Source organism: Streptacidiphilus sp. MAP12-16 (assembly GCF_041262165.1).
Classification (GTDB): Bacteria; Actinomycetota; Actinomycetes; order Streptomycetales; family Streptomycetaceae; genus Streptacidiphilus.
In genome coordinates, this window is record NZ_JBGCBY010000041.1 from 34,817 (window position 1) to 54,714 (window position 19,898).

A 19,898-nucleotide genomic window follows, 5' to 3' on the forward strand; every position below is an offset into this window, starting at 1 on the left:
CCGCCTACATTCGAAGGTGCGACCCAATCGGATGCAGGACGAGAAGAGCCCCGGAGATGACACGTTACGACCCTGATGCCACCGCTGACCCGTTTGCCCGCTCGGTCAGTGCCTTCGAGACGCTGACGGACACCCTGTCAGGCGGCCAGGCCGGTACCTGGACCCACGCCGAACTGGAGGAACACCTGGACGCGGCCGGGCGGGACCTGTTGCGGCAGCTGCTGCAGGACCACCTGGACCTGCGCGCCCATCGCGAGGAGGACCAGGTCCGTGCCGGAGCCCGACCCGTCGTGCTCGGTCCTGAGGGAGGGCCCAGGCCCTGGCGCGAACCAGGCCATGCACGCTGGCTCGCCACCGTGTTCGGGCTGGTCCGTGTCACCCGCGTTGCGCACCGCGGTCCCGGCGCCTGCAACGTCCACCTCGCCGACGCCGCCCTGTCCCTACCTGCCGGCCGGCATTCGATGGGCCTGCGCAGGCTCGCGGCCACCGAAGCAGTGCGCGGCTCGTTCGACCAGGCCCAGGACGCGGTGACGCGCCGCTGCGGGAAAGTACTGGGCAAACGGCGCCTGGAGGAACTCGTTGTCGCCGCGGCCGTGGACGTCGATGCGTTCTACCGCGCGAGGATTCCGCTCCCGTGCAGCCAGGACATGCCGCTGGTCCTGCAGGTCGACGGCAAGGGCGTGGTCATGCGGCCCGAGGCCCTGCGCGAGGCCACCCGCCGGGCCGCCGAGAAGGCCGCGACCGGTCATCGCGGCCGGCTCTCGCCGGGCGAGAAGCCAAACCGCAAGCGGATGGCGACGGTGGCCTGCGTCTTCGACACCCGCCCCGCACCCAGACGCCCGCACGACGTGATCCACCCACCCGGCGGCCGCAGTGAGGAACGCCCCGCCCGCCCGGGCCCGAGAGCCGAGAACAAGTGGTGCACCGCCTCCCTGGTCCGCCCACCCGAGCAGGTCATCGCCGACGCCTTCGACCAAGCCAAAGCCCGCGACCCGAAGCACCTGCGACCGTGGGTCGTCCTGGTGGACGGCGCCCGCCACCAGCTCGACCTGATCACCGCCGAGACCCTGCGACGCGGCGTCACCGTGCACGTGCTGCTGGACTTCGTCCACGTCGCCGAATACGTCTGGACCGCGTCCCACGCCTTCCACAAGCCCGGCACCACCGAGGCCGAGACCTGGGCCGCCGAACACCTGACCCGCGATCCTGGCAGGCCACGCCACGCGCACCGCCGATGAGATGACAGCCCAAGCCGACCGGGAACACCTGACGGCTGCCCGGCGCGAGGCCGTCGCCGCCTGCCACCGCTACCTGACCGGCCACCTCGACCAGCTCCACTACGACACCGCCCTCGACCAGGGCTGGCCCATCGCCACCGGCGCGATCGAAGGCGCCTGCCGCCACCTGATAGCCGACCGCCTCGACATCACCGGCGCCCGCTGGGGCCTACCCGGAGCCGAAGCAGTCCTCCGACTCCGCGCCCTGATGGCCAATGGAGACCTCGACCCCTACTGGCACTACCACGCCGCCTACGAGCACGAACGGCTCTACCCCAGCCCCGATCAGCGCACATACACCCTCACCGCTTGACCGCGAACTGCACCCGAAGGAAAACTGCACCCACTGTCGGCAGCAGTGATCCGTAGGATGCGTTCATGTCGAGACCGTGGACGATTGGCAGAGTGACGGACGAAGTCGTCGAACTCCTGGGTGTGAAGCCCGACCGAGTCGAGCGCGGCAACCTGACGTTTGATCAAGGCCCACTGCAGTCCAGTCTCTGGATCTGGAAAGACGTCCACGCCAAGGCGGCCTTCGGCTGGGGCCTCGTTACCTTCGACGCCGCTCTATACGACCGAATGAAGACCTTCGGCGGAGCCGCTGTCCGGATCGAGCACCCTCCACCATCGGGAGCAGCAGCGATGACGAACATCCCGCAGTCTGCCTGCTACACCTGGTCAGCGACCGGCGGCCTGTCCGCCGAGGCAGTCGCGTCCATCAACGAGCACGCTCTTGACTGCCTCCGCTTCGTTCGCGATCAACACGACTTGGGCCAGCTACTGCTGGCACGGACCCACGTCCGCCGCGGCAGTGTCTGGTCCTTCGCCCCCGACACCAACGAGCCCGCCCGACTCGCGCAAGCACTCCTCCTCGCACGCCACACAGGCGATCAAGCACTCGAGGAAGCTGCCGTCGCCAAGCTCCGCGAGCGCGGCGAGGAACCGACAAGCCGACGCCCTGGCTCTCGCTTCAAGGACGCAGTTGCCGACTGGGCCAAGCGATACTCCAAGGCAACGGGTGTTGACCTCGACGTGACCTGAGGCCACCGGAAATCAGGTCGAACCGGATCGACAGGAGGAGAATCCCGGAGATTCACCACTCAGCACTTCACTCCAGGGGAACTGCACCCGGTTTCGTTGGTGCCCGGGGGTTAGTGCTCAGGTCGGGATTCGGAAGCGCAGCTGACGCAGTGTCCAGGTGTCGAGCAGGTCCTCGGCTGAGGCCAGCAGGGCCTTGACCGAGGCTGATTGCTCTGCTGTTGGGTGCCCGCTGCCGGGGGAGCTGAGGGTGGTCCAGGTGCGCAGATCGGCGCGGGCTGTCCGCGCCAGGGCCGGGTTCGGGTCGGCGAGTAGTTGCAGGTCCGTCTCCAGGCGGGTCCAGGTGTCGGCGGCCCGGAGAAGTACGGCGGCCTGAATGCGTAGATTCGGCCGTTGCCCGGGTGACAACCAGGCCCGCAGCCGCACCGGCGGGATGCGATGGGCGTGCGGGACCAGTGCCGCGGTTGCCGCGCGGCCGACCGAAGGGGAGGGGTCCTGCTCCAGCAGTGTCAACAGTTCCTCGCTGTCCATCGGTGCCAGGGCGGAGAGCGCGCTTACGGCGGCGGCGCGGGCCTTTGCCTGGGAACTGTCCAACTGGAGACGCAACCACGGGACGTCGCTGGCGTCCCCGCACTCGACTAGCCCGCTCACCGCGCCTGCGCCCGCCACGAAGCCGGGCCGGGCGATCAGGCCACGGCACAGGGCAGCGGGGTCCTGGTCGTGGCTGCGCACGACCCAGCGGGCGGTCTCGCGGACCAGGGTCGAGCGGTCCAGCAGGAAGGCGGCGGCCAGGTCGGGGCGCTGGGTACGGCGCAGCACCGTGACTGCTGCCGCGCGGACCTGGGGGGCGCGGGCGGTCAACAGCCGGTCGATCACCAACTGCGCGGAGGCGGCGACCGGCTGGTCGACTGCGGGAACGGTCTGCAGCAGGACGTGTTCGGCGGCGCGGCGTGCGACGTTGACGTCCGCGTCGCGCAGCGCGAGCCCGACGAGCTCCTCGGCTGGCAGGGCATGGAGTCGTAGCGCCTCGGCCAGTGCCCGGCGCCGGGTGCGGTGGTCCGGCAGCGCGAACAGGTGCCGCCACACGGCCGGATCAGCTTCCGGCAGCCGCTCGTTGACCAGGAGTGCCGCCCCTGCGCCGCGTGTACGAGTCTCGCAGGCCCAGGCCACAGCGCATGCCTGAGCCAGGTCCGCCGGACTGGCCGCAGCGAGCGTCTGCGCGAGCCGCTGCTCGGCACGGAGGCGCACCGGCTCGGCCCAGTCGGAGCAGCGCACCACGAGCAACGGCAGCAGCACCGGATGCCCGATCGGTGCGCTGTCCGCTAGGAGAGCCGACTCGCGTCGTCGCCCGTCGGCAGCGCAGACAGACACCGCCCACTGCCAGGGGGTCGGCAGAAGGCCGCGGAGCGTGTCGTTGGTCTCGGCGGACCGCACCGTCCACCACCCGTTCCAGCGGACACCCTGGTCGAAGTCGCCCCACCACATCGGGGAGACAGCGCGAAGCCCGTTCCCGGACTCCAACGCTGTCAGGGCGCTGGCGAGCACCTCGGCGGAACCAGCGGCACCGGCCGCGAAATCACGCAGCGCCCGCAGTACCTCCGCGCCCAGAGCAGCCGCACTGGATCCCGCCCCGCCCATGACCGTCCCCATTCCTCGTTCCATCGGCCCCAGGCCCGTGACCAGCCACGCTAGCTGGCCGTTGCGTCCGGCGGCCATCGAGATTGCCGTCGCGGATGCGGACACAGGACCTGCCGTCCGCGTGATCTCGGGCTTGCCGCCTCGAAAAGCAGGCTTGGCCGGGGGCTTGCTCGTGCAAGCGCCCGCCTCAATGAGACGCCGTGGTGCTGCGCGGAGGTCGAACGAATGGTCTGTCGCGCCTGCTGAGTCGCGAGGTCGGTGCGGCGGCTCGGAGCACGACGTCCAGGAGTGCGTCGGGGTCGGCGGTGTAGCGGCCGCTGGCCCAGGCGGCGTTGGCCTCGATCACCGCCCATTGGTTGTCGGCGATCGTGCCGATGTCGATCACGATCGCGCTCGGCAGGGTGTGGGCGCAGGCGGCCAGGAGGTTGGCCGCGAACGCGGACCCCTCGCGGCTTACCGGGCCCAGGCTCAGTCGGCCGTGTTGGGCGTAGCGGCTTGCGGTGCGTACGTGGCCGTCGAGCACGAACAGGCGGAACTCGCTGGTGAAGGTGACGACGTCGCTGACCAGTACCAGGGTCGTCGGGTCCACGGCGTCCGGGCCCGGCAGTCGGGAGCCGTCGGCGTAGACGCGCGCCGTAATGCCTTTGTCGTTCGGGGACTTCACGAAGACCGGACGCCGCAGTGCATACGCCTCACCGAGCGGCATCGCCCGCACCTCGCGCCGCGTGAACTGTGCGGGGAGCGTGGCCAGCCAGTCGGCCGGGGCCTCCAGCAGTGCGATGCCGAGATTCTCGGCGACCGTGTCGGCGAAGCCCGGACCGGCATGCAGGTGCTGCGCCTGCAGTCCTGTGGGGACGGTGAAGGTGGGCAGTTGCACGGTCCGGATGCCGCGCGCCTGGGCGGTGTCGCGCAGCGAGGTGGCTGAGTCGGTGAGCCGGGGAGGCAGGACGAGAGTCGCCGCGGGACTGCTCTCCGGGTGGCCGTGCTGCTCGTGCCTGCTGGTGTTCATGGTGTTGCGAGTTCTCGTGCGAGGTCGGTGAGGTCGGCCGCGTGCCGGATGCGGGGGCCGAAGCCGGGGAGCGGGGTGTGGACGCGGTCGGTCCAGCGTCTGGGGATGCCCGTCAGGCCGTGGACGGCGCCGGCCACGCCGCCGGTGACGGCCGCAACGGTGTCGGTGTCCCCGCCAAGGTCGACGACGGCCCGCAGTGCCTCCTCGAAGGTGGAGGTGGTGCGCAGTGCCCATAGGGCGGTTCCGAGGGTGGGCCAGACCGCGCCGTTGGACTCGGTCGCCCGCAGGGGATGCCAGTCGGGGGCGAGGACGGTCTGCCAGCGTGCGCGGTGCGGTTCCTCGACCAGCGCGAGGGCGGCGAGCAGGTCGGTGTGGACGTTCTGGCCGTTGAGGGCGGCGATCACGAGTTCCTGGTAGATGGCGCAGCCCCAGCCGGTGGCGGGGTCGGCGTGCGTGAGCGCGGAGATGCGGCGCGCGGCCTCGGTGCGGACGGCCTGGTCGTGGCGCGCGTAGTACAGGGCGGCCGGGACGGCGCGCATGAGGGAGCCGTTGCCGGCGGCGTGCATGTTGTGGTTGAAGTAGTCGTTGGCAGCGCGGTCCCAGGGAAGACGTCCGGTCAGGACGGTCTCGGTGAGGATCCCCTTGTCCTTGGGATCGGCGGCAGCCCAGCGCTGGAAGCGGTCGAACATGTCGGGCAGGTCCAGGGCGCCGCAGGCGAGCAGCGACTCGGCGACCAGCAACCCCATCTGGGTGTCGTCGGTCGCTTCGCCAGGATCCCAGCCACCGCCCCCGCACAGTTCGTTGCCGTCCACCCCGCCTGGCCTCGGGAAGCGGCTGGAGAACATCCCGCTCAGCCCGAATTCGAACGGCGCGCCCAGCGCGTCGCCCACCGCCCAACCGACGACGGCGCCTTCGAGCCGTCCTGCTCGGTCCTGCGGGCGCATCGCGGTCACTGTTCCCATGTCGGTTCTTCGAGGAGGTCGGGTTCGGTGACCCAGCCGGCGTTCAGGACGAGTCGTGAGGTGCGGTGGACGGCGAGGAATCCGAAGGGGCGGTCGAAGCGGGCAGTGATCTCGCGGGCCTGGTACGGGTAGCGCGGCATGCCGCCGCCGATCCCGGAGATGGCGGTGACGGCCGATGAGCGAAAGCCCCGTGCGGTGAACGTGGCGGTCATGGTCTGGGCGGCGGACTGGATCGCGAGCGGGGTGCGGCTGATGCCGGGGAAGTGTCCCTGGGACGAGTCTGTCGCGGTGCGAAGGCCGAACAGATCGGGGGAGTCGAGGAGGTCGTGGTGCGCGGCGAGGGTGAAGGGCACTGTCTGGACATGGAGGCGGGGTTCGCCGTCCATGCTGGGTACCCGCTCCACGCTCAGTCCGGGGCCGGGGGCGCCGTAGGGGAGTTGGTTGCCCGGGGTGACGGTTCGCGGGTGGTCGAGCGTGTGCACGCCTGCGGTCAGTACCTGGCTCGGTGTTGCCGGCTCCGCTCCGAGGAACAGGTGGATGTCGACCCCGTGGGAGCCGAGGACCCGCAGCACGGTGAGGGGACCGGCCGGTGTCTGGGCCACCCCCACGCGATCCAGCAGGCGGGTGGCCCTGGACAGTCCGGCCAGGGGCAGCCCTTGCCATGGCCCCGCCTCCGCTTCCATCCCGCCGGAGGCGAAGGGCCGGATCCAGTCGGTGCGGACGATCAGGGCGCTGGCCAGGACCAGCAGAGTGACCTTGTCCAAGGTGACCGGCATGGAGTCGATCTGCCCGCTTGTGCACTCCTTGGCCCAGGCATCGAGCCGTTCCTGGTCCTGCACGGGGTCACCGGTCAGCTGCTCGTGGACGTGGGCGGGCAGTGTGTCCAGCCAGGCCGGCTCAACCGGAAGGGTTTCGCGAGTCCAGAGCCCGAGGGCTGCCTTCACGCCCCGCATCGCGCTCGTCGTGGCCAGCAGGTGCCGGGCCTGCGCCCCCGCGCCCTCTGCCGGGGCGTTGAGGGCCTGCGCCAGTTCGGTCCGGGCGGCCCCGCCGGCGCTGCCGGCCAGGAGGGCCAGCAGCGGCCACACTCCCGCAGCGGCGAACACTGTACCCCGATCCGGCAGGACCGAAGCCCAGCTGGCGGTCAGCGCATTGACCGAACGCACCGTAGCCGTGTTGGTCATGCCAGTCCTCTCCTCGAACCTGGGTCCCCGTGAGACTAGAGCCCGCCTCGGGGCTGGGCGAACGAATAGTTCACCGCTGGTCGAACCTCTGGCGTGACTGTGGTGTCGCTGCGACCTTCCCGAGACCGGGAACCAGGACTGGTCCCTTGCCACACCCGGGCCAGGACGCTGCTGGTAGCGTCCCCGCATGAACCGCCCCTCCCGTGCCCTGCAACTGCTGCGCGAGCACCCCGAACTGGCTCAACTCGCCGCGTACCCGTTCAACTTCGACCTGATGCGGGCCGAACACGTTGAGGCGGTGCGCCTGGCCTCGGGCGCGCCGATCGAGCCGATCGCCGGGGACGACACCGGCGGCACGTACTTCGTCTGCGCCGACGGAGCGGTCCTGTACGCGGGCTCCGAAGGCGAGGCAGGCCTGATCGGCGACAGCGTCGAGGAAGCCCTGGAGGTACTGATCGGCCTGCCCGGCTGGCACGACTACACCCACCTCCGCCCGGATATGGACGACACCGCCCTCATCGAGGCGATCACCCAGACCGAGAGCGAACTCGGCGAGTACTACGGTCCCGAACTCCACGGCGACCGCACGGCCCTGCTGGTCGCCCTAGGACTATCGCAACCCCCGGGACAGGAGCTGATCCGCCGCCTGCACGGCGCGCTGCTGCGAACCGAACCCGACCACCTGCTGCTCAACGCCGACGAGGACTGCGCCTACAGGCTTCTCGACACTCTGCCGCGCCCCTCCCTTCGTCAACTCGTCCTGGAACACGCGGCTCCCGGAGGCGAAACGCCGACGGACGGTGGCGACCTTCACTGGGCCGGCCTGGCCCGACGCCAGGGGCGCACCGAACTGGCGCGCTGCGCGCTGCTTCGCATGCTGGACTGCGGGCCACGTGACGCCGCCCTCCTCGGTGGCCTCGCCGAGGAGCTGACGCTCCTGGGGGACATCCGCCAGGCCGCACGCGCCCAACACCTGTACGCATCCCTCCAGGACGACCCGGAGAAGCGGCGTACCGCGCATGACGTGCTGGCCGCCCTTCGCCAGCGCTCGGAGAGGTAGCCGGCTCTTCACGGGAATTGGAGGCTTGGGCGCCGGCAATCTTCTCCACCGGTGTAGTCCCCGGTTTCAGGATTCCGTGCGGTCGGTCCGGTGCCAGATGTCGTGCCAGGTTTGCTGGTCTGCCTCGATCCGGCGGAGGTTGACGGGGTCGTAGTGTGCACTCAGGGCGATGCCGCAGGTGCTGCAGAGCTGATAGCGGCGGGTGCCGTCCTTCCACGTAGTGGAGTTGGCGCCGTGGCCCAGGGGGCAGGTGCCCGCAGTGACGGCAGTCCTGACATCGAGGGCGTGGCGTATGGCGTCGGGGAGCGCGAGGTCGGGGTGGCGGCGGGGGTCGGGGCAGTAGAAGCCGAGGTTGTTCCAGCCGCGTGTCCAGGCTCGCCATGCGTCCCGGGGGTGAGGTTGACGTTGCCCGGCTGCCTTCTCGGTGCGGCGGCGCTCGGCGTACAGGGCTTCGGCGGGCAGCCAGAGTGCACGGGCGGCGTGTAGTTCGTCCACTGCGCGTACCAGGGCCTGGGGGTCGCGGTCCAGGTGCCCGGGGATACGGGCGCTGATCACCAGGTGGTGGTAGGTCGCCTGAAAGCCGTACGGGGAGAACATCTGCAAGCAGGTCCGCAGGGCGGACAAGCGCCGGTACGGGAGAAGCGTCTGGTCGTGGACGCGTGCCCGCAGGGTGTGGAAGCTGCTCACCATGCAGGGCCGTCCGGGGTCGGGGCGTCGACCCAGGCGGGGAGGGCTTCGCGGCGTGTGAGCCAGCTGGTGGGTACGCCGGTGATGCCGGTGCGGGCGGCGACGATTCCACCGGTGATCGCGCAGGTGGTGTCGACGTCTCCGAGGCCCTCGGCCGTGGTCCACAGGGCGTCGGTGAGGCTGTCGAGGTGGTGTGCGGCGGACCAGAGCGCGAAGGGGACGGTGTCGTCCGCGCGGATGCGGCGACCGTTGCCGAGCAGGTCGGCGGCCTGCCACGGTGCGATGTCGCCGGGCAGTTCGGCGGCGTGGTGGAGTCCGTCCTGCACCCGGCTGGGTGGGGTGAGGTCGGCGGTCCGCCGAATGAACTCGCCTGCGTCGGTGTGCGGTGTGGTCCGGCCGGCGGCGGCCAGGGCGGCGGCGATGGTGACCGCGATGCCGCCTGCCACGCCTTCTGGATGCTGGTGGGTGACCTGGGCGGCGATGGTGGCCTGGGTGGCGGCGCGGTCGAGGTCCTGGTGGAACCAGGCGCCGAGCGGTGCGGTGCGCATGGCGGCGCCGTTGCCCAGGCTGCCCTGCCCTTCGAACAGGTCCCGGGCGGCTGTGGGCCAGGACGCGGGTGCGTCCGCGAGTATGGGGAGTAGTTGGTGCATGCCGTAGCCGTAGCCCCGGGCCGGATCAGCCATATAGGTGTGTGCGAAGACCAAGGCGAGGTGGTCGGGGCGGATCTCGCCGTCGTCGTACAGGGCGCGGAGCAGGCCCAGCGCCATGGCGGTGTCGTCGGTCCAGTGCCACTTCGGTTCCGGTGGCGTCCGCCGGTCCTTGATCTGCGCGATTGCCTGGTCGGGAGTGCGCATCAGGGGGAACCAGCGCTCGCCGAAGGCGTCGCCCAGGGCGAGTCCGTGGATACTGTCGCGGGCAGCGGCGCGGCGAGGGCTCATGCCTCGTCATGCTGCCAGCCTTCGCCGTGAGGTGGCGAACGGATATGCGGCGTTGCTCCCGATCGCGGTGATCAAGCATCGCGTTGCTTTGTGCAGGTCAAGAAATGCTCGGGCACCGGGTAGGCGCAACAGTGGTGTCGCTCTGATGAGAGGGACCGATTTCACCCGAATTAGTTGATCCGCCGGGCACTTTGGTCGTTTGCGGCGGAGTCCTTCGGCTTCACTGCTCGCGACGGGGCGGCAGGTTTGTTCGAATCCTGCGTCGTGGGCTGCGATGATCGCGTCTCCATAGGAGGGGCTGTCATGACGATGGATGAGCGAACTGATCCGATCCAGATCATCGCCAGAGTGGGCACCAGCTGGGCTGCAGATGAGCCGGAGCGGGCGATCCAGGTATGGATGCATCTGGCTGGCAAGGCTGGCTGGGAGGTTAGCCGCGTCGAAGACGCGCCGGTGGATGTTGGCGCAGGTGAGTGCGGGATCGTCGATGTCGAGGGGCTGCCATATCTGGTGCGCCAGAGCCGCAGAGTCCGGCGCACTCTTTTCGACGACAGTGGTGGAAAGCTGACGAAGCGATCGATCTTCGGCTTCGCGGCGTGGGTCGAGCCGGTCCTGTCGCCGGACAACGTGATCCCCTGAGCGCCGTGGCGGTCGATGACGCCCGGCGCGGGTACTGAAAGAGGCAGCACGACGAGCAAGAGCGGTTGGGTGCAGGTCCTGTGGAGTGAAGGGCTGAGTTGCGACTCGTTGGAAGTCTGCGGCACTGAGCGCGAGTGTTGGCCAGCCCCACGCTCAGCGCTGTAGCGACCGAACTTGGTCGCGCTCGCGCCGTCGACCGCGAGAGGATTTTGCGAGCAGGGGGAGAACACCAGGGAGCCCGAGTGAGCGGTCAGACGGCGAAGATCGCAACACGCTGCTTCGCGTGCGGCGCCATGGCGGTCCGGCAGGTGAACCAGTTCATCCTCCACGATGCCTTGTGGTCGGATTCCGAGTTCTCCTGCGCGGCCTGTGGCACCTATATATGCGAGGACTCAGGCCCCGGGACGGCGCCCGACGATGTGCGAGAGGCCCTGCTCGCCGCCCACGGACCAGCCCGGCTGCGACTCACCGGCCCGATGCCAAGCCTAGTCCCGGCCCTGAAGGTCTTCAGGGAAGTCTCAGCAGTCTCCTTGTCGCGGGCCCGCGAACTGGTCAGCGAACTGAGCGGCGACGGTCTGGAAGGAACGCTGTCGGAGATGGAAATCCTGATGGCCCGACTCCGCACCCGTGGGATCCCCGTCGACATTGATCAATAGCCGCTGCTGGGGGCTGCGACGCCACCTGTGGATCACTGACCAACCACGCCGCTCATACTGGCCAACTGATCTGCTCGGTCACAGCAGTTCGTGATCAGGCGCTGAGGTAGATCCGGTCCTCCGGGACGTCCAGGCTGAGTAGGATCTCGCGCTGGGCGGTGAGGTCCTGCTTGTCCAGACTGCATCTCGCGTAGCCGACGCGTTCACTCAAGCTCGGAGCGTACGGTAAGCCCCCGCTCAGCGTACAGATCACCGACGCCGTCAGCGCAGGTCGATCACCCCGACCGAGCAAGATCACAATGTTCGGTCGGGTTCCTCTTACGTAAGCCGACAGACGGTCCCGCGGGTGCGTGCCCGGCGGGTGTCAGGCTCCAGGCAGGTTGATGAAGTATCCGTTGGCGGAGTCCCCGCGCATGGAGCCCGCCAACTCGGAGACGCGCCTTGCCTGGGCGGCAGAGAGGCGCCGCGCCTCCCACAGCAGAGCCGCGGCGTCGACCGCCTCCGGGGCCGGGGACGGCGGCACCTCGCTCAGGTAGACGCCCGTCAGCGCAGCCAGTTCCTGGGCGTCGATCCCCAGCAAGGCTGCGAAGTCCGTCACCAAGCGGGGCGTCAACTCCTGGCGACCAGAGCTGATCACCCCGTAGGTGGACGCCGACAGGTAGGTGGGCGTCACGACTGCCAGGGTTTTCCCCATGCCCGTCCAGCTCAGATTGCGGTACTGGAGCATGCGGATGACCCAACCGCCCGGATCCGCAAGGGGTGCGAGCCGCCTCGGGGCGAAGACAGAAAGCCGTTCTTCCTGCGGCAGTGAGCGGATGAGCAGCAGGAGTTCACGTCGTGCCGCTACTGGGAGGTGCACCGCGTCCATCACGATGTACGGTGCCCACTGCTCGGCCGCGGCGTCCAACGGCGCCATGTCGTCCGGGACCGCCAGTCCCGCGAGGATGAACAGATCGACGGTGTGGAATCCCACGGCAGGTGAGATCCGTCGGAGCAGCCCCTCGCTGGGGGCTTCCCCCGCGAGCACTGCTCGGATCTCGTCTACCGTCAACCCGGCGCAATCGGCCAGCTCCTCCACGCTGAACTCTCTGTGGTCCAGCAACCGCGCCAGCATCACGCCGAATCCGGGGTGCTCCGTCATGCCCGCAGCCTAGTCAGTAGCGCAGGCACAGCGTCGCCTTCGTCCGTTTCGGCCCGACCCAGGCAGCGCAGTCGCCAGGGCGATCATGCGGTTCATGGCGGCCATCGGAATCGTCGGGTTCCGGGCGGCGTCTTCGGCGGTGTGTTCATCGAGGAGCAAGGGGATCAGGGCTTCCGGTGGCAGGGCCGGGTTTCGCCAGGCCGTGCTGCGGACAGCGTGGTCGGGATCGCTGACCAGCCTGAGGGCGGATTGGGGCGACAGGCGTGGGTCGCCGGCGGCGGCGCGTCGCACCTGGGCGTCGGGATCGCGGCTGAACTGTTCGACCAGGGCGGCATCCGACGCGTGATCGTCGAGCGCGAGCAGGCGCATACGGGGTTCCGGGTCCAGGGCGAAGCGGTGCAGGTTGTGACGGGGGATGTTGGGGTGGTTGCGGGGGCGCCCCGGGAACGAAAAGCTGCCGTGCCACCAGCTCCACACGTCCAGGAGCACCTCCGCTGGGGCGTCATCGCAGGACTCGGTGAGGAAGAGGCGCACGATGCGGTCCTCATCGTGGGCAAGGAGGTCCGCCACATCCGGGGGTAGGTGCTGGGCGCGGGCGACGCTGCGGCGGATTTGCAGGTTCGGCGACACCGCGAGCTGACGCATGGCTTCGGCGTCGTCGTGGAGGGCGGCAATCCACCACACCGCGTACGTGTGGTGATCGGCGGTCACGTCCGGAACGGTGGCTGCCATCGCCGCGATCTCGGCCGGACCCGTAGGCGGTCGGGATGCGGAGTCGGGCGCTCGCTCGACACCGACCCGTGCCCCAGAGGCCCGGTGTGCTGCCTGTTCTGCTGCCAGCTCCGCCAGGGCGTTGCGGAGCGCCGTTCCCGAAGTGGCGCCGAGCAGTCGGCTCCACTGCTCGGGCGAGAGACTCCCCGATTCTGCCGCTGTGACACGGACTGCCCTCACGGGGTGGACCACCGCCGCGTCCAGGACACCGGACGGGAGGTCAGCGCGGTACAGGATCGAAGAGACTGACAAGGACCTCCGTTGGTGCACCCCGGTTGCTGCCCAAACCGCGCAACCACGCGGCCGCTATGCGCTCGCAAGGGTGATAGCCCTCGGACAGCACGGCCCAGGCACCCAGGTCGACATCGCTCTCACTCATCTGCTGAGTGAACAGGTACGGAGCCGAAAGGATCAAGGCGCCATCGCGTCCGAGGTTCGCGTGGAGTGGCCGGTCGGCCGAGGATACGCCCACTCTGCTGGTCGGCCTGCTCGACGAGGACCCCCAGGTCCAGGCCCATGCCCTGGGGCCAGTTGCAGATGTCCGTCCTGCACCAGGGCTCGCTGTACAGCAGCACCGCACCGGTCGCACTCTACGTGGCCGGGTCCTGGACCATCCGCGCAGCTCTGCCGCGCACGAGAGCGAGTACCCGTGGGACGACCGGGTCCGCCCCTTTCGCGCCGCGCTGCTGGAGTGGTTGGGGAGATCGCCGAGTCGGTCGGACACCACGACGAGACCGAGGGAGAGCCACGAGTACGACGACCCGGTCGACATCGCCGCCTGCCCCGCGATCTACCAGGCAGTGACCACCTACTTGGCCGACCCCGATCCTGTCACGCGCGAGGCTGCGCTCGGCGTCGCCGGCCACCTTCTCAACGCTCCGCAGCTGCGCAGCCGGATACCGGACGCCGCCGCACGACTGCGCACCGTCCTGACGACCAACGTCGATCGGCGTGAGCGTGCCGCAGGCGTGATGACCCTCGCTGCCTGCTCACCGACCTGGATCGGGCGATCCGGGCCTGCGCTGCTCTCGCCCCCCTCCCCGCGGACGACCCGCGCCCCGCCGCGATCCTTCTGGAGGCGCTGTCGGAGCCGCACCTTGCCGAACACTGGTTCGGCACTGAACTCCTTCCGCAACTCGACGCATGGTTCCGGTTCACCCTCCTGCAAGCCCTCCACGCGCGCACCACGACCCTGGACGAGATCCTCGACGCGGCGCCCTGACCCTGATGCCCATGGCCAACGACTACACCGTCGAACCCGGCTGGGGACCTCTCCTCCTGCGCGCTTTCCCCGATGGCAACGCCACCGAGGCAGTCCTCACGGACGCGCAGCGACAACTCCTCACCGCCATCGCGGACAAGGACGACTGCTGGGGCAACATCGAAACCAGATCACATGGCTGCGCAAAGCCGGACTGCCGACCGAGCGCGACACCTTCCGCGCCCTTCTGAGCCACGCCGACCAGGCCCCTGACAACTGACAGTGTCCAGAACTCGCAGCGCCACTACCCTCGTTGGTCACTGACTCATGCCCGCGGCTCGACTGCTGGATGGGACGCACTGGAAAACGGGGTGCGCGGTCCTCGGTTGGATGGTGGACTCGTGGTCATGCCGCTGTCTGAATCGCCTGCTCCGCCGCAGCCCTACCGTTGGGACCTACTGCGCCCAGACCGGCTGGGCACACTGCTGGACGGGGTGCCCGAGCCGAACCTGTGGTTCCTTGAAGAACTGACGGACTGTGCGGCCAAGGTCGTCGCGCGCAGCGGGGATGCGGACCTGCGGTTCGTGGGCCGCTCCGCCGACAGCGTCTTCGACCTGCTGGGCGGCGCGTTGGACGGGAGCTCGTGGCAGGGGCGGTTGGAGCGGCTGCCGCTGTCCTGCGCACGCGACCCAGCCAGCCTGTCCCCGCGCGAGCTGCGCCGCCTGCGGGAGCACCTGGCCGCCGCCGGACTTGATCCCCGGGCGCTGGCGCGGCGGCGCCGTCCGCTGGCGCTGGTCGACCTGGTGTGGATGGGCCGCACGTTCACCACCCTGCACACGGTGCTCCGTGACTGGGTGGAGGAGGTCCGCGAGCCGTGGCCGGTGGTCCGCCTCAAGCTTCGCTATCTGGGCATCACCTCGCGCAAGCCCACCAGTCCGAACACCTACCGCTGGCACCGACACGCGCCCTGGACACTGGACCTGCCCGCCGCAGGGATCCACAGCGTCTCGCTGGACGCCGGCGTGTGGCACCTACTCGGCAACGTGCAGCACAAGACCGCCGCCAGCTACCCGCCCGCCAACTGGCACCTGGACGAGGACCGCCGACGGCAGGAACAGCAGCCGGACGGCGAGCGGCGCTCGTCGGTGGCCCCGCAGCACGGGGCCGACAACCGGGCCGCGCTCGCCGAGGCACGGGCCCTGGTTACCGCCGGACGCAGCAGCGTGGTGCGCGGCGCGCTGGTGCGCACGATGAGGGCCGAACCGGCCTTCCGGGAACGCTGGCTGCGGTCGCTGGCCAGGGAACTGCGCGGCCTGCCGCCCGCGCCGTCGCGCACCTGCTCGTAGGTGGCGCCGGTACGGTGCTACTGGTGTGGATCATGATGCGCGGATACTCGACGGCAGGGGAGTGGGGATGACGCAGCGGCCGGTGTCGTTGGTGTCGGCGTTTCCGGCCGCGTTGGGGGTGGAGGCGGCTGAGTTGGTGGCACTGCTGCCGCCCGCGCGGATTCCGGTCCACGAGGCGTTCGCGGTGGTGGTCGGTGGTGAGGTGCTGGTGATTCCGGGCCGGATGTACGCCGACGAGCCGGAACCCGGTGTGGTGGCGCGGTTGTCGCCGGTGCAGCTGCTGCAGTTGGCATGCCTGTACACGCGGCACCACGACGGCTATGTCCGCCGGCGCCATCTGCGGCAGATCATCGGGCGCACCGAGCCGTGGGTGGTCCCGTTCGTCGTGCAGTTGCTCGGCGAGTACGTGCTGGAGATCCTCAACGACCTCGCACAGGGGCTGCGGGACCTCGGCGTGCAGGGCAGTGAGCTGCGACGTGCGTTCAGGCGGTTCGTCGTGGAGAACCCGGAGTTCTTCGCGCGCACCGAGCGACGGGTCGTGAGCTACTACTCCTGCTACCACCGGTGGCACTACACCGACTTCTCCTCCTACCCGCCGTCCGCACTGCTCGACGCGCTGCGGACAGCGGCAGGGGAGCAGGCAGGTACATGCTGGCCTCGGCACAGGCCGCGCGTTCGGCGCCGGCAAGGCCGCTGCGCCTGACAGAAATCCGATGGCGCCGACGAGCCGCGCGGCGCTACCGTCCGGGCATGGAGACAGCGAGGGGCGCGGGGCCCATGGGCTTCAGGTAGTTCCGCCAGGAGACACCTGGCCGTGCCGCCGAAGGAACATTCCGCGTCGCGCACCGTTCACCACATCCCCAACACCCATGCACACGACAGCACCAGGGTCATCCTCTCGCCCAGTGCCCCGTGGCAGACCGTCGTGCTCGTCGACCTGCGCTACAGCGCCGCGTGCCTTGCACAGGCCGCGCGGGAAGGCCGCCGACCCCGGCCGCAGCGACGGCGCTACTCGGTGCTGGTCTATTCCTACGCCCGCTACGCCGCGCGCAGTCGCTCGGTGTCCCGCGAGGCGGCACAGGACGAGCGCCGCGCACGCCAGGCCCTGCGGACACGCCTGGACACCGTGCACCGCCAACTCGCCGTCCGTGGCTATGGCGAAGAATTCGCCCGGGCTGCGGTTGACCTGGACGTGGTTCCCGCCCGGCACCGGCACAACGTAGTCTGGCAGCCCTGACCTGCCCCCACCCGGGGGCGTTCGGTACCGATGGCTCCGTTGATCCGGACCGCGGGGGATCGGGGAGGGCCGAAACTGTCGGTGACTCCTCGTACGGTGCGGAATATGAGCATGATCGGTGAGTACCTGCGCGTCACATCCGCCCAGCTTGAGCAGGCGGTCAGAGATCCGGAGTGGGCGCTGGAGCTGGCTGAGGCAGCCCAAGACGCCGAAGAAGAGGCCGAGCTGTCGCCAGGGCACGGGCGTCATCTCTCCACGCACCAGACCTGGAACCTGCTTGCACTTCTGCTGCAGCGCGTCGGGTTCCCGGTGGACGTGGTGTTCGGCGAGGTGGCGTTCACGCAGGAAGACTGGGGCTACGGCCCACCGAAATATCTGACGGCCGCACGTGTGGAGCAGGCCGCCGAAATGCTCGCCCGTACCAGGTACGACGACCTGCTCCAGGGCCTCGATCACGTCGACCTCACCGACGCGGTCTACCCGGGGCGCTGGGACTCGCGCGAGTCATTGGAGTGGGCCCGTGATTCGTACGGTGAGATGGTCGAGTTCTTCGCTGCCGCCGCTCACGCCGGCGAAGCGATGCTGTTGTGGCTGGACTGAGCACCGCCGCGGCGATGCGATACGGCCGACGGGCGCGCAGCGGCACTGCCAGTCGTCCCGACTACCGTTACCGTCTCGCACCGTAGATGACAGCTGAACTATCCGCAGTCTTCCGATCAGTACGACGTGTCGATGCGGCGATCGCAGTGGTCCACAAGGGCTCGCTGGGCGTGGAATTCAGCGCGGGTGAGCTCCAGGAGCCGTCCCATCCAGTTGCGTCCGCGCACCAGGCCAGCCATGACGGCCAGCCTGTACCGCTCGAAATCCCCCAACCAGCTGGTGCATTGGGGCATCGCCCACCAGGTCTCGGCCAACGTCCTCACCGACGCCCTGGTGTTCATGGCCATCACGATGCTGGTCACCCGCACCCGAACCCTCGGCCTCTGGGCCCGCGCAGCGGCCCTGCCCGCGGCAGCGGCAGCCGAGAGCGGCACTGGCGCCGACGGCAGCACCCGCGGCGTCAGCACCTGCCCCTGAGACCTGAAGAACAGGCGGACGGCCCCCGATCGCTCGGGGGCCGTCCGCCTGTTCTGCCCACTACGTGCGGGTGCCGATAAATGGGTTGCGCCCTGCTGGCCAGCCGCTATGGTGATGCCGTTCCAGCAGCACCGGGCCTGCCAATACGGCCCGGTTGTGACGAGTGAGGAGGTGCGTACCCGTGGTTGCCGTGATCACACGGCGCGCTCAGGCCTGCGCGCCGTACGCCGCTTCGCCCCTTCCTCGTCACCTGCCTGCCGGATGAGCTGACTGCGCGCTCCGGTGGGCCACCCCACAGGAGTTCCCCACACCATGCGTGACCGCTTTTCCGACACAGAGTCCTTTTCCCGTGTCCGTCCCAAGGGCAGCAAGCGCAACCGCCTCGGCGAGGCCGCCGAGTACAACGACTACTTCCCGACTGCCCTCGACGGCCCGCCCGAGGGCGACCGCTGGAGCAGTTGGGACCAGTCCACCCCGACCGAGAAGGGCCCCCTCCCCCGCCCCGACTGGGTGGTGACCGAGCTGGGGGCCGTCGACACCGAGCTGGGCATCGTCAAGACCGGCAAGGAGGGCGACGTCTTTCTGCTGGAGCGCCGCGTACCCGGCACCGAGCGGCGCAGCCTGCTGGCCGCCAAGCGGTACCGCGACGGGCAGCACCGGATGTTCCACCGCGATTCCGGGTATCTGGAGGGCCGCTCCCACAAGGAGTCCCGGGTCAGCCGGGCCATGGCCAGCCGCAGCGAGTTCGGCAAGCAGGCCATCGCCGGGCAGTGGGCGGCGGCCGAGTTCGCGGCTCTTTCCCAGCTCTGGTCCGCCGGGGTGGCCGTGCCCTATCCGGTGCAGATCATTGGCACCGAGATCCTGATGGAGTTCATTGGCGAGTCCTCCGGTACGGCCGCGCCCCGGCTGGCGCAGTTGCGCGCCGAGGAGACCGACCTGGAGGACCTGTGGGAGCAACTGAGCCATAATCTCTCGCTGTTCGCCCGGGCCGGCTACGCCCATGGCGACCTCTCCGCCTACAATCTTCTGGTCCAAGAAGGACGGCTGGTGGTCATCGACGTCCCGCAGATCGTTGACGTGATCGCCAACCCGCGCGGCCGCTCTTTCCTGGAGCGCGACGTCCGCAACGTCGGCGCCTGGTTCGTCTCCCGCGGCCTGGCCGTGCACCGGGTGGACGAGTTGGCTCTGGCCCTGGCCTTCGACGCCCGACTGGACTGAGGCACGCTCACGGGCGGGGCAGCCGCGGCAGTCGGATGCCCAGCCCGCGTCGCAGGGCGGACCTGGCGGCGAGGCAGCCGATCGCGAATCAGGGGGCTGTTCGCGCGGAGCTCCGTACGGAGGACGTGTCGGACCACCGATGGTCGCGGCCTTGGGGGAGCTGCCGTCTGGCCGAAAAGGCCTGGGAGCAGCAGGTGCTGAACAGCGGTCGAGAGGCCTTGGACGGATCTGAGCTTATTGGGTGCGGCGCGGAGGTATATGCCGAAGCGAGGTCAAGAGCAGGCTTGTCTGGGGGTCAGGGGGTCGCAGGTTCAAATCCTGTCGTCCCGACCAGCATCACTGCAGGTCGGAGGCCGTTTTCGCCGGAAGGCGGGGGCGGCCCTTTCGGCGTGTCGCGGGCTGGTGGTCGCAGGATGGTCGCGTCGTCGCAGACTGGATGGCTCGGCGCGGTTCGGTCAATCCCTTGGAAATGCTGGGCAGTTGACCTTCATCATCGTTGATGGTCTGTCGGGGGGATGTCGGCGCCCTCCATGATCGGGTGACGCCTGGAACGGCCGGTTGACCGGCCCGCCGACCGTAGTGCGGCTTTGAGTGAACTTTGTCAGTATTTTTGGGCCGGAATCGCGGTCGCCGGGTCCGAGCGGTGAGCATTCTGATGCGACCACCTGGCGACCACCTGGGCCGACATCGGGGCGTTGAGCTGGGCCGACCCCTTTAGGATGCGCAAGGTGCCTCCTCACTCCTTCGGCTGACTTCCCGTGCTGCGTTGACTTTCGACCTGTGGCCGGGGCGGGCTCGGATAAAGCACACGGATGCGTGATG

20 protein-coding genes and 1 pseudogene are annotated in these 19,898 nt (G+C 69.4%); 12 read left to right on the plus strand and 9 right to left on the minus strand.

What is annotated here, in order from left to right:
* Positions 1–56: 56 nt before the first annotated feature.
* Both ABIA33_RS35190 and ABIA33_RS35195 read left to right on the plus strand, forming a co-directional pair.
* Positions 57–1,590 (plus strand): annotated as a pseudogene (locus ABIA33_RS35190) (ISKra4 family transposase).
* Between the two features lie 65 nt (positions 1,591–1,655).
* Positions 1,656–2,318 carry a hypothetical protein gene (locus tag ABIA33_RS35195; RefSeq protein WP_370087714.1) on the plus strand — a complete coding sequence of 221 codons (663 nt, stop codon included), beginning with the start codon at positions 1,656–1,658 and terminating at the stop codon, positions 2,316–2,318.
* 117 nt (positions 2,319–2,435) lie between these two features.
* On the opposite strand, the gene ABIA33_RS35200 is transcribed toward ABIA33_RS35195, so the two are convergent.
* From ABIA33_RS35200 to ABIA33_RS35215, 4 genes are all read right to left on the minus strand, one after another.
* Complete coding sequence (locus ABIA33_RS35200; protein WP_370087716.1) at positions 2,436–3,965, minus strand: hypothetical protein; 1,530 nt, start codon at positions 3,963–3,965, stop codon at positions 2,436–2,438.
* A gap of 175 nt (positions 3,966–4,140) precedes the next feature.
* Entirely contained in the window at positions 4,141–4,962 is an 822-nt protein-coding gene (locus ABIA33_RS35205) for an ATP-grasp domain-containing protein (protein ID WP_370087718.1), read from the minus strand.
* Positions 4,959–5,924: an ADP-ribosylglycohydrolase family protein gene (locus ABIA33_RS35210; RefSeq protein WP_370087720.1), complete on the minus strand. Its 966-nt coding sequence runs from the start codon at positions 5,922–5,924 to the stop codon at positions 4,959–4,961. Before ABIA33_RS35210 ends, ABIA33_RS35205 begins: the two co-directional genes overlap by 4 nt.
* On the minus strand, positions 5,912–7,105 hold the full coding sequence (locus tag ABIA33_RS35215; protein WP_370087722.1) for a serpin family protein: 1,194 nt from the start codon (positions 7,103–7,105) through the stop codon (positions 5,912–5,914). Before ABIA33_RS35215 ends, ABIA33_RS35210 begins: the two co-directional genes overlap by 13 nt.
* A 187-nt stretch (positions 7,106–7,292) precedes the next feature.
* On the opposite strand from ABIA33_RS35215, the gene ABIA33_RS35220 reads away from it, so the two are divergent.
* The gene (locus tag ABIA33_RS35220) at positions 7,293–8,165 is read left to right on the plus strand and encodes a hypothetical protein (RefSeq protein ID WP_370087724.1); all 873 of its coding nucleotides are present in this window, start codon (positions 7,293–7,295) and stop codon (positions 8,163–8,165) included.
* A gap of 66 nt (positions 8,166–8,231) precedes the next feature.
* On the opposite strand, the gene ABIA33_RS35225 is transcribed toward ABIA33_RS35220, so the two are convergent.
* Positions 8,232–8,855: a hypothetical protein gene (locus ABIA33_RS35225; RefSeq protein ID WP_370087726.1), complete on the minus strand. Its 624-nt coding sequence runs from the start codon at positions 8,853–8,855 to the stop codon at positions 8,232–8,234.
* Positions 8,849–9,790 carry an ADP-ribosylglycohydrolase family protein gene (locus ABIA33_RS35230; protein WP_370087728.1) on the minus strand — a complete coding sequence of 314 codons (942 nt, stop codon included), beginning with the start codon at positions 9,788–9,790 and terminating at the stop codon, positions 8,849–8,851. The genes ABIA33_RS35225 and ABIA33_RS35230 overlap by 7 nt, the downstream gene beginning before the upstream one ends.
* Positions 9,791–10,093: 303 nt before the next feature.
* Between ABIA33_RS35230 and ABIA33_RS35235 the strand changes: the two genes are divergently transcribed.
* Positions 10,094–10,429 (plus strand): hypothetical protein, encoded by a 336-nt coding sequence (locus tag ABIA33_RS35235; RefSeq protein WP_370087730.1) that lies wholly within the window; start codon positions 10,094–10,096, stop codon positions 10,427–10,429.
* 242 nt (positions 10,430–10,671) lie between these two features.
* On the plus strand, positions 10,672–11,085 hold the full coding sequence (locus ABIA33_RS35240; RefSeq protein ID WP_370087732.1) for a hypothetical protein: 414 nt from the start codon (positions 10,672–10,674) through the stop codon (positions 11,083–11,085).
* Positions 11,086–11,449: 364 nt separating this feature from the next.
* Here the strand turns inward: ABIA33_RS35240 and ABIA33_RS35245 are convergent, their stop codons facing one another.
* Both ABIA33_RS35245 and ABIA33_RS35250 read right to left on the minus strand, forming a co-directional pair.
* On the minus strand, positions 11,450–12,226 hold the full coding sequence (locus ABIA33_RS35245) for a hypothetical protein (protein ID WP_370087734.1): 777 nt from the start codon (positions 12,224–12,226) through the stop codon (positions 11,450–11,452).
* 9 nt (positions 12,227–12,235) lie between these two features.
* Positions 12,236–12,937: a hypothetical protein gene (locus tag ABIA33_RS35250; RefSeq protein WP_370087736.1), complete on the minus strand. Its 702-nt coding sequence runs from the start codon at positions 12,935–12,937 to the stop codon at positions 12,236–12,238.
* A gap of 1,293 nt (positions 12,938–14,230) precedes the next feature.
* Between ABIA33_RS35250 and ABIA33_RS35255 the strand changes: the two genes are divergently transcribed.
* From ABIA33_RS35255 to ABIA33_RS35275, 5 genes are all read left to right on the plus strand, one after another.
* Positions 14,231–14,449 (plus strand): hypothetical protein, encoded by a 219-nt coding sequence (locus ABIA33_RS35255; RefSeq protein ID WP_370087738.1) that lies wholly within the window; start codon positions 14,231–14,233, stop codon positions 14,447–14,449.
* 156 nt (positions 14,450–14,605) lie between these two features.
* Entirely contained in the window at positions 14,606–15,544 is a 939-nt protein-coding gene (locus ABIA33_RS35260; protein ID WP_370087740.1) for a hypothetical protein, read from the plus strand.
* 67 nt (positions 15,545–15,611) lie between these two features.
* Positions 15,612–16,247, plus strand: a complete 636-nt coding sequence (locus tag ABIA33_RS35265) for a hypothetical protein (RefSeq protein WP_370087742.1) — start codon at positions 15,612–15,614, stop codon at positions 16,245–16,247.
* 111 nt (positions 16,248–16,358) lie between these two features.
* Positions 16,359–16,781 (plus strand): hypothetical protein, encoded by a 423-nt coding sequence (locus ABIA33_RS35270; protein WP_370087744.1) that lies wholly within the window; start codon positions 16,359–16,361, stop codon positions 16,779–16,781.
* Positions 16,782–16,892: 111 nt separating this feature from the next.
* Positions 16,893–17,381, plus strand: a complete 489-nt coding sequence (locus ABIA33_RS35275) for a DUF1877 family protein (RefSeq protein WP_370087746.1) — start codon at positions 16,893–16,895, stop codon at positions 17,379–17,381.
* A 116-nt stretch (positions 17,382–17,497) separates the two neighbouring features.
* Here the strand turns inward: ABIA33_RS35275 and ABIA33_RS35280 are convergent, their stop codons facing one another.
* On the minus strand, positions 17,498–17,620 hold the full coding sequence (locus ABIA33_RS35280) for a hypothetical protein (protein ID WP_370087748.1): 123 nt from the start codon (positions 17,618–17,620) through the stop codon (positions 17,498–17,500).
* On the opposite strand from ABIA33_RS35280, the gene ABIA33_RS35285 reads away from it, so the two are divergent.
* Both ABIA33_RS35285 and ABIA33_RS35290 read left to right on the plus strand, forming a co-directional pair.
* Positions 17,619–17,858 (plus strand): hypothetical protein, encoded by a 240-nt coding sequence (locus tag ABIA33_RS35285; protein WP_370087750.1) that lies wholly within the window; start codon positions 17,619–17,621, stop codon positions 17,856–17,858. The two genes, ABIA33_RS35280 and ABIA33_RS35285, sit on opposite strands and share 2 nt — an antisense overlap.
* 312 nt (positions 17,859–18,170) lie before the next feature.
* Positions 18,171–19,076, plus strand: a complete 906-nt coding sequence (locus ABIA33_RS35290) for a serine protein kinase RIO (protein ID WP_370087752.1) — start codon at positions 18,171–18,173, stop codon at positions 19,074–19,076.
* Positions 19,077–19,898 lie beyond the last annotated feature (822 nt).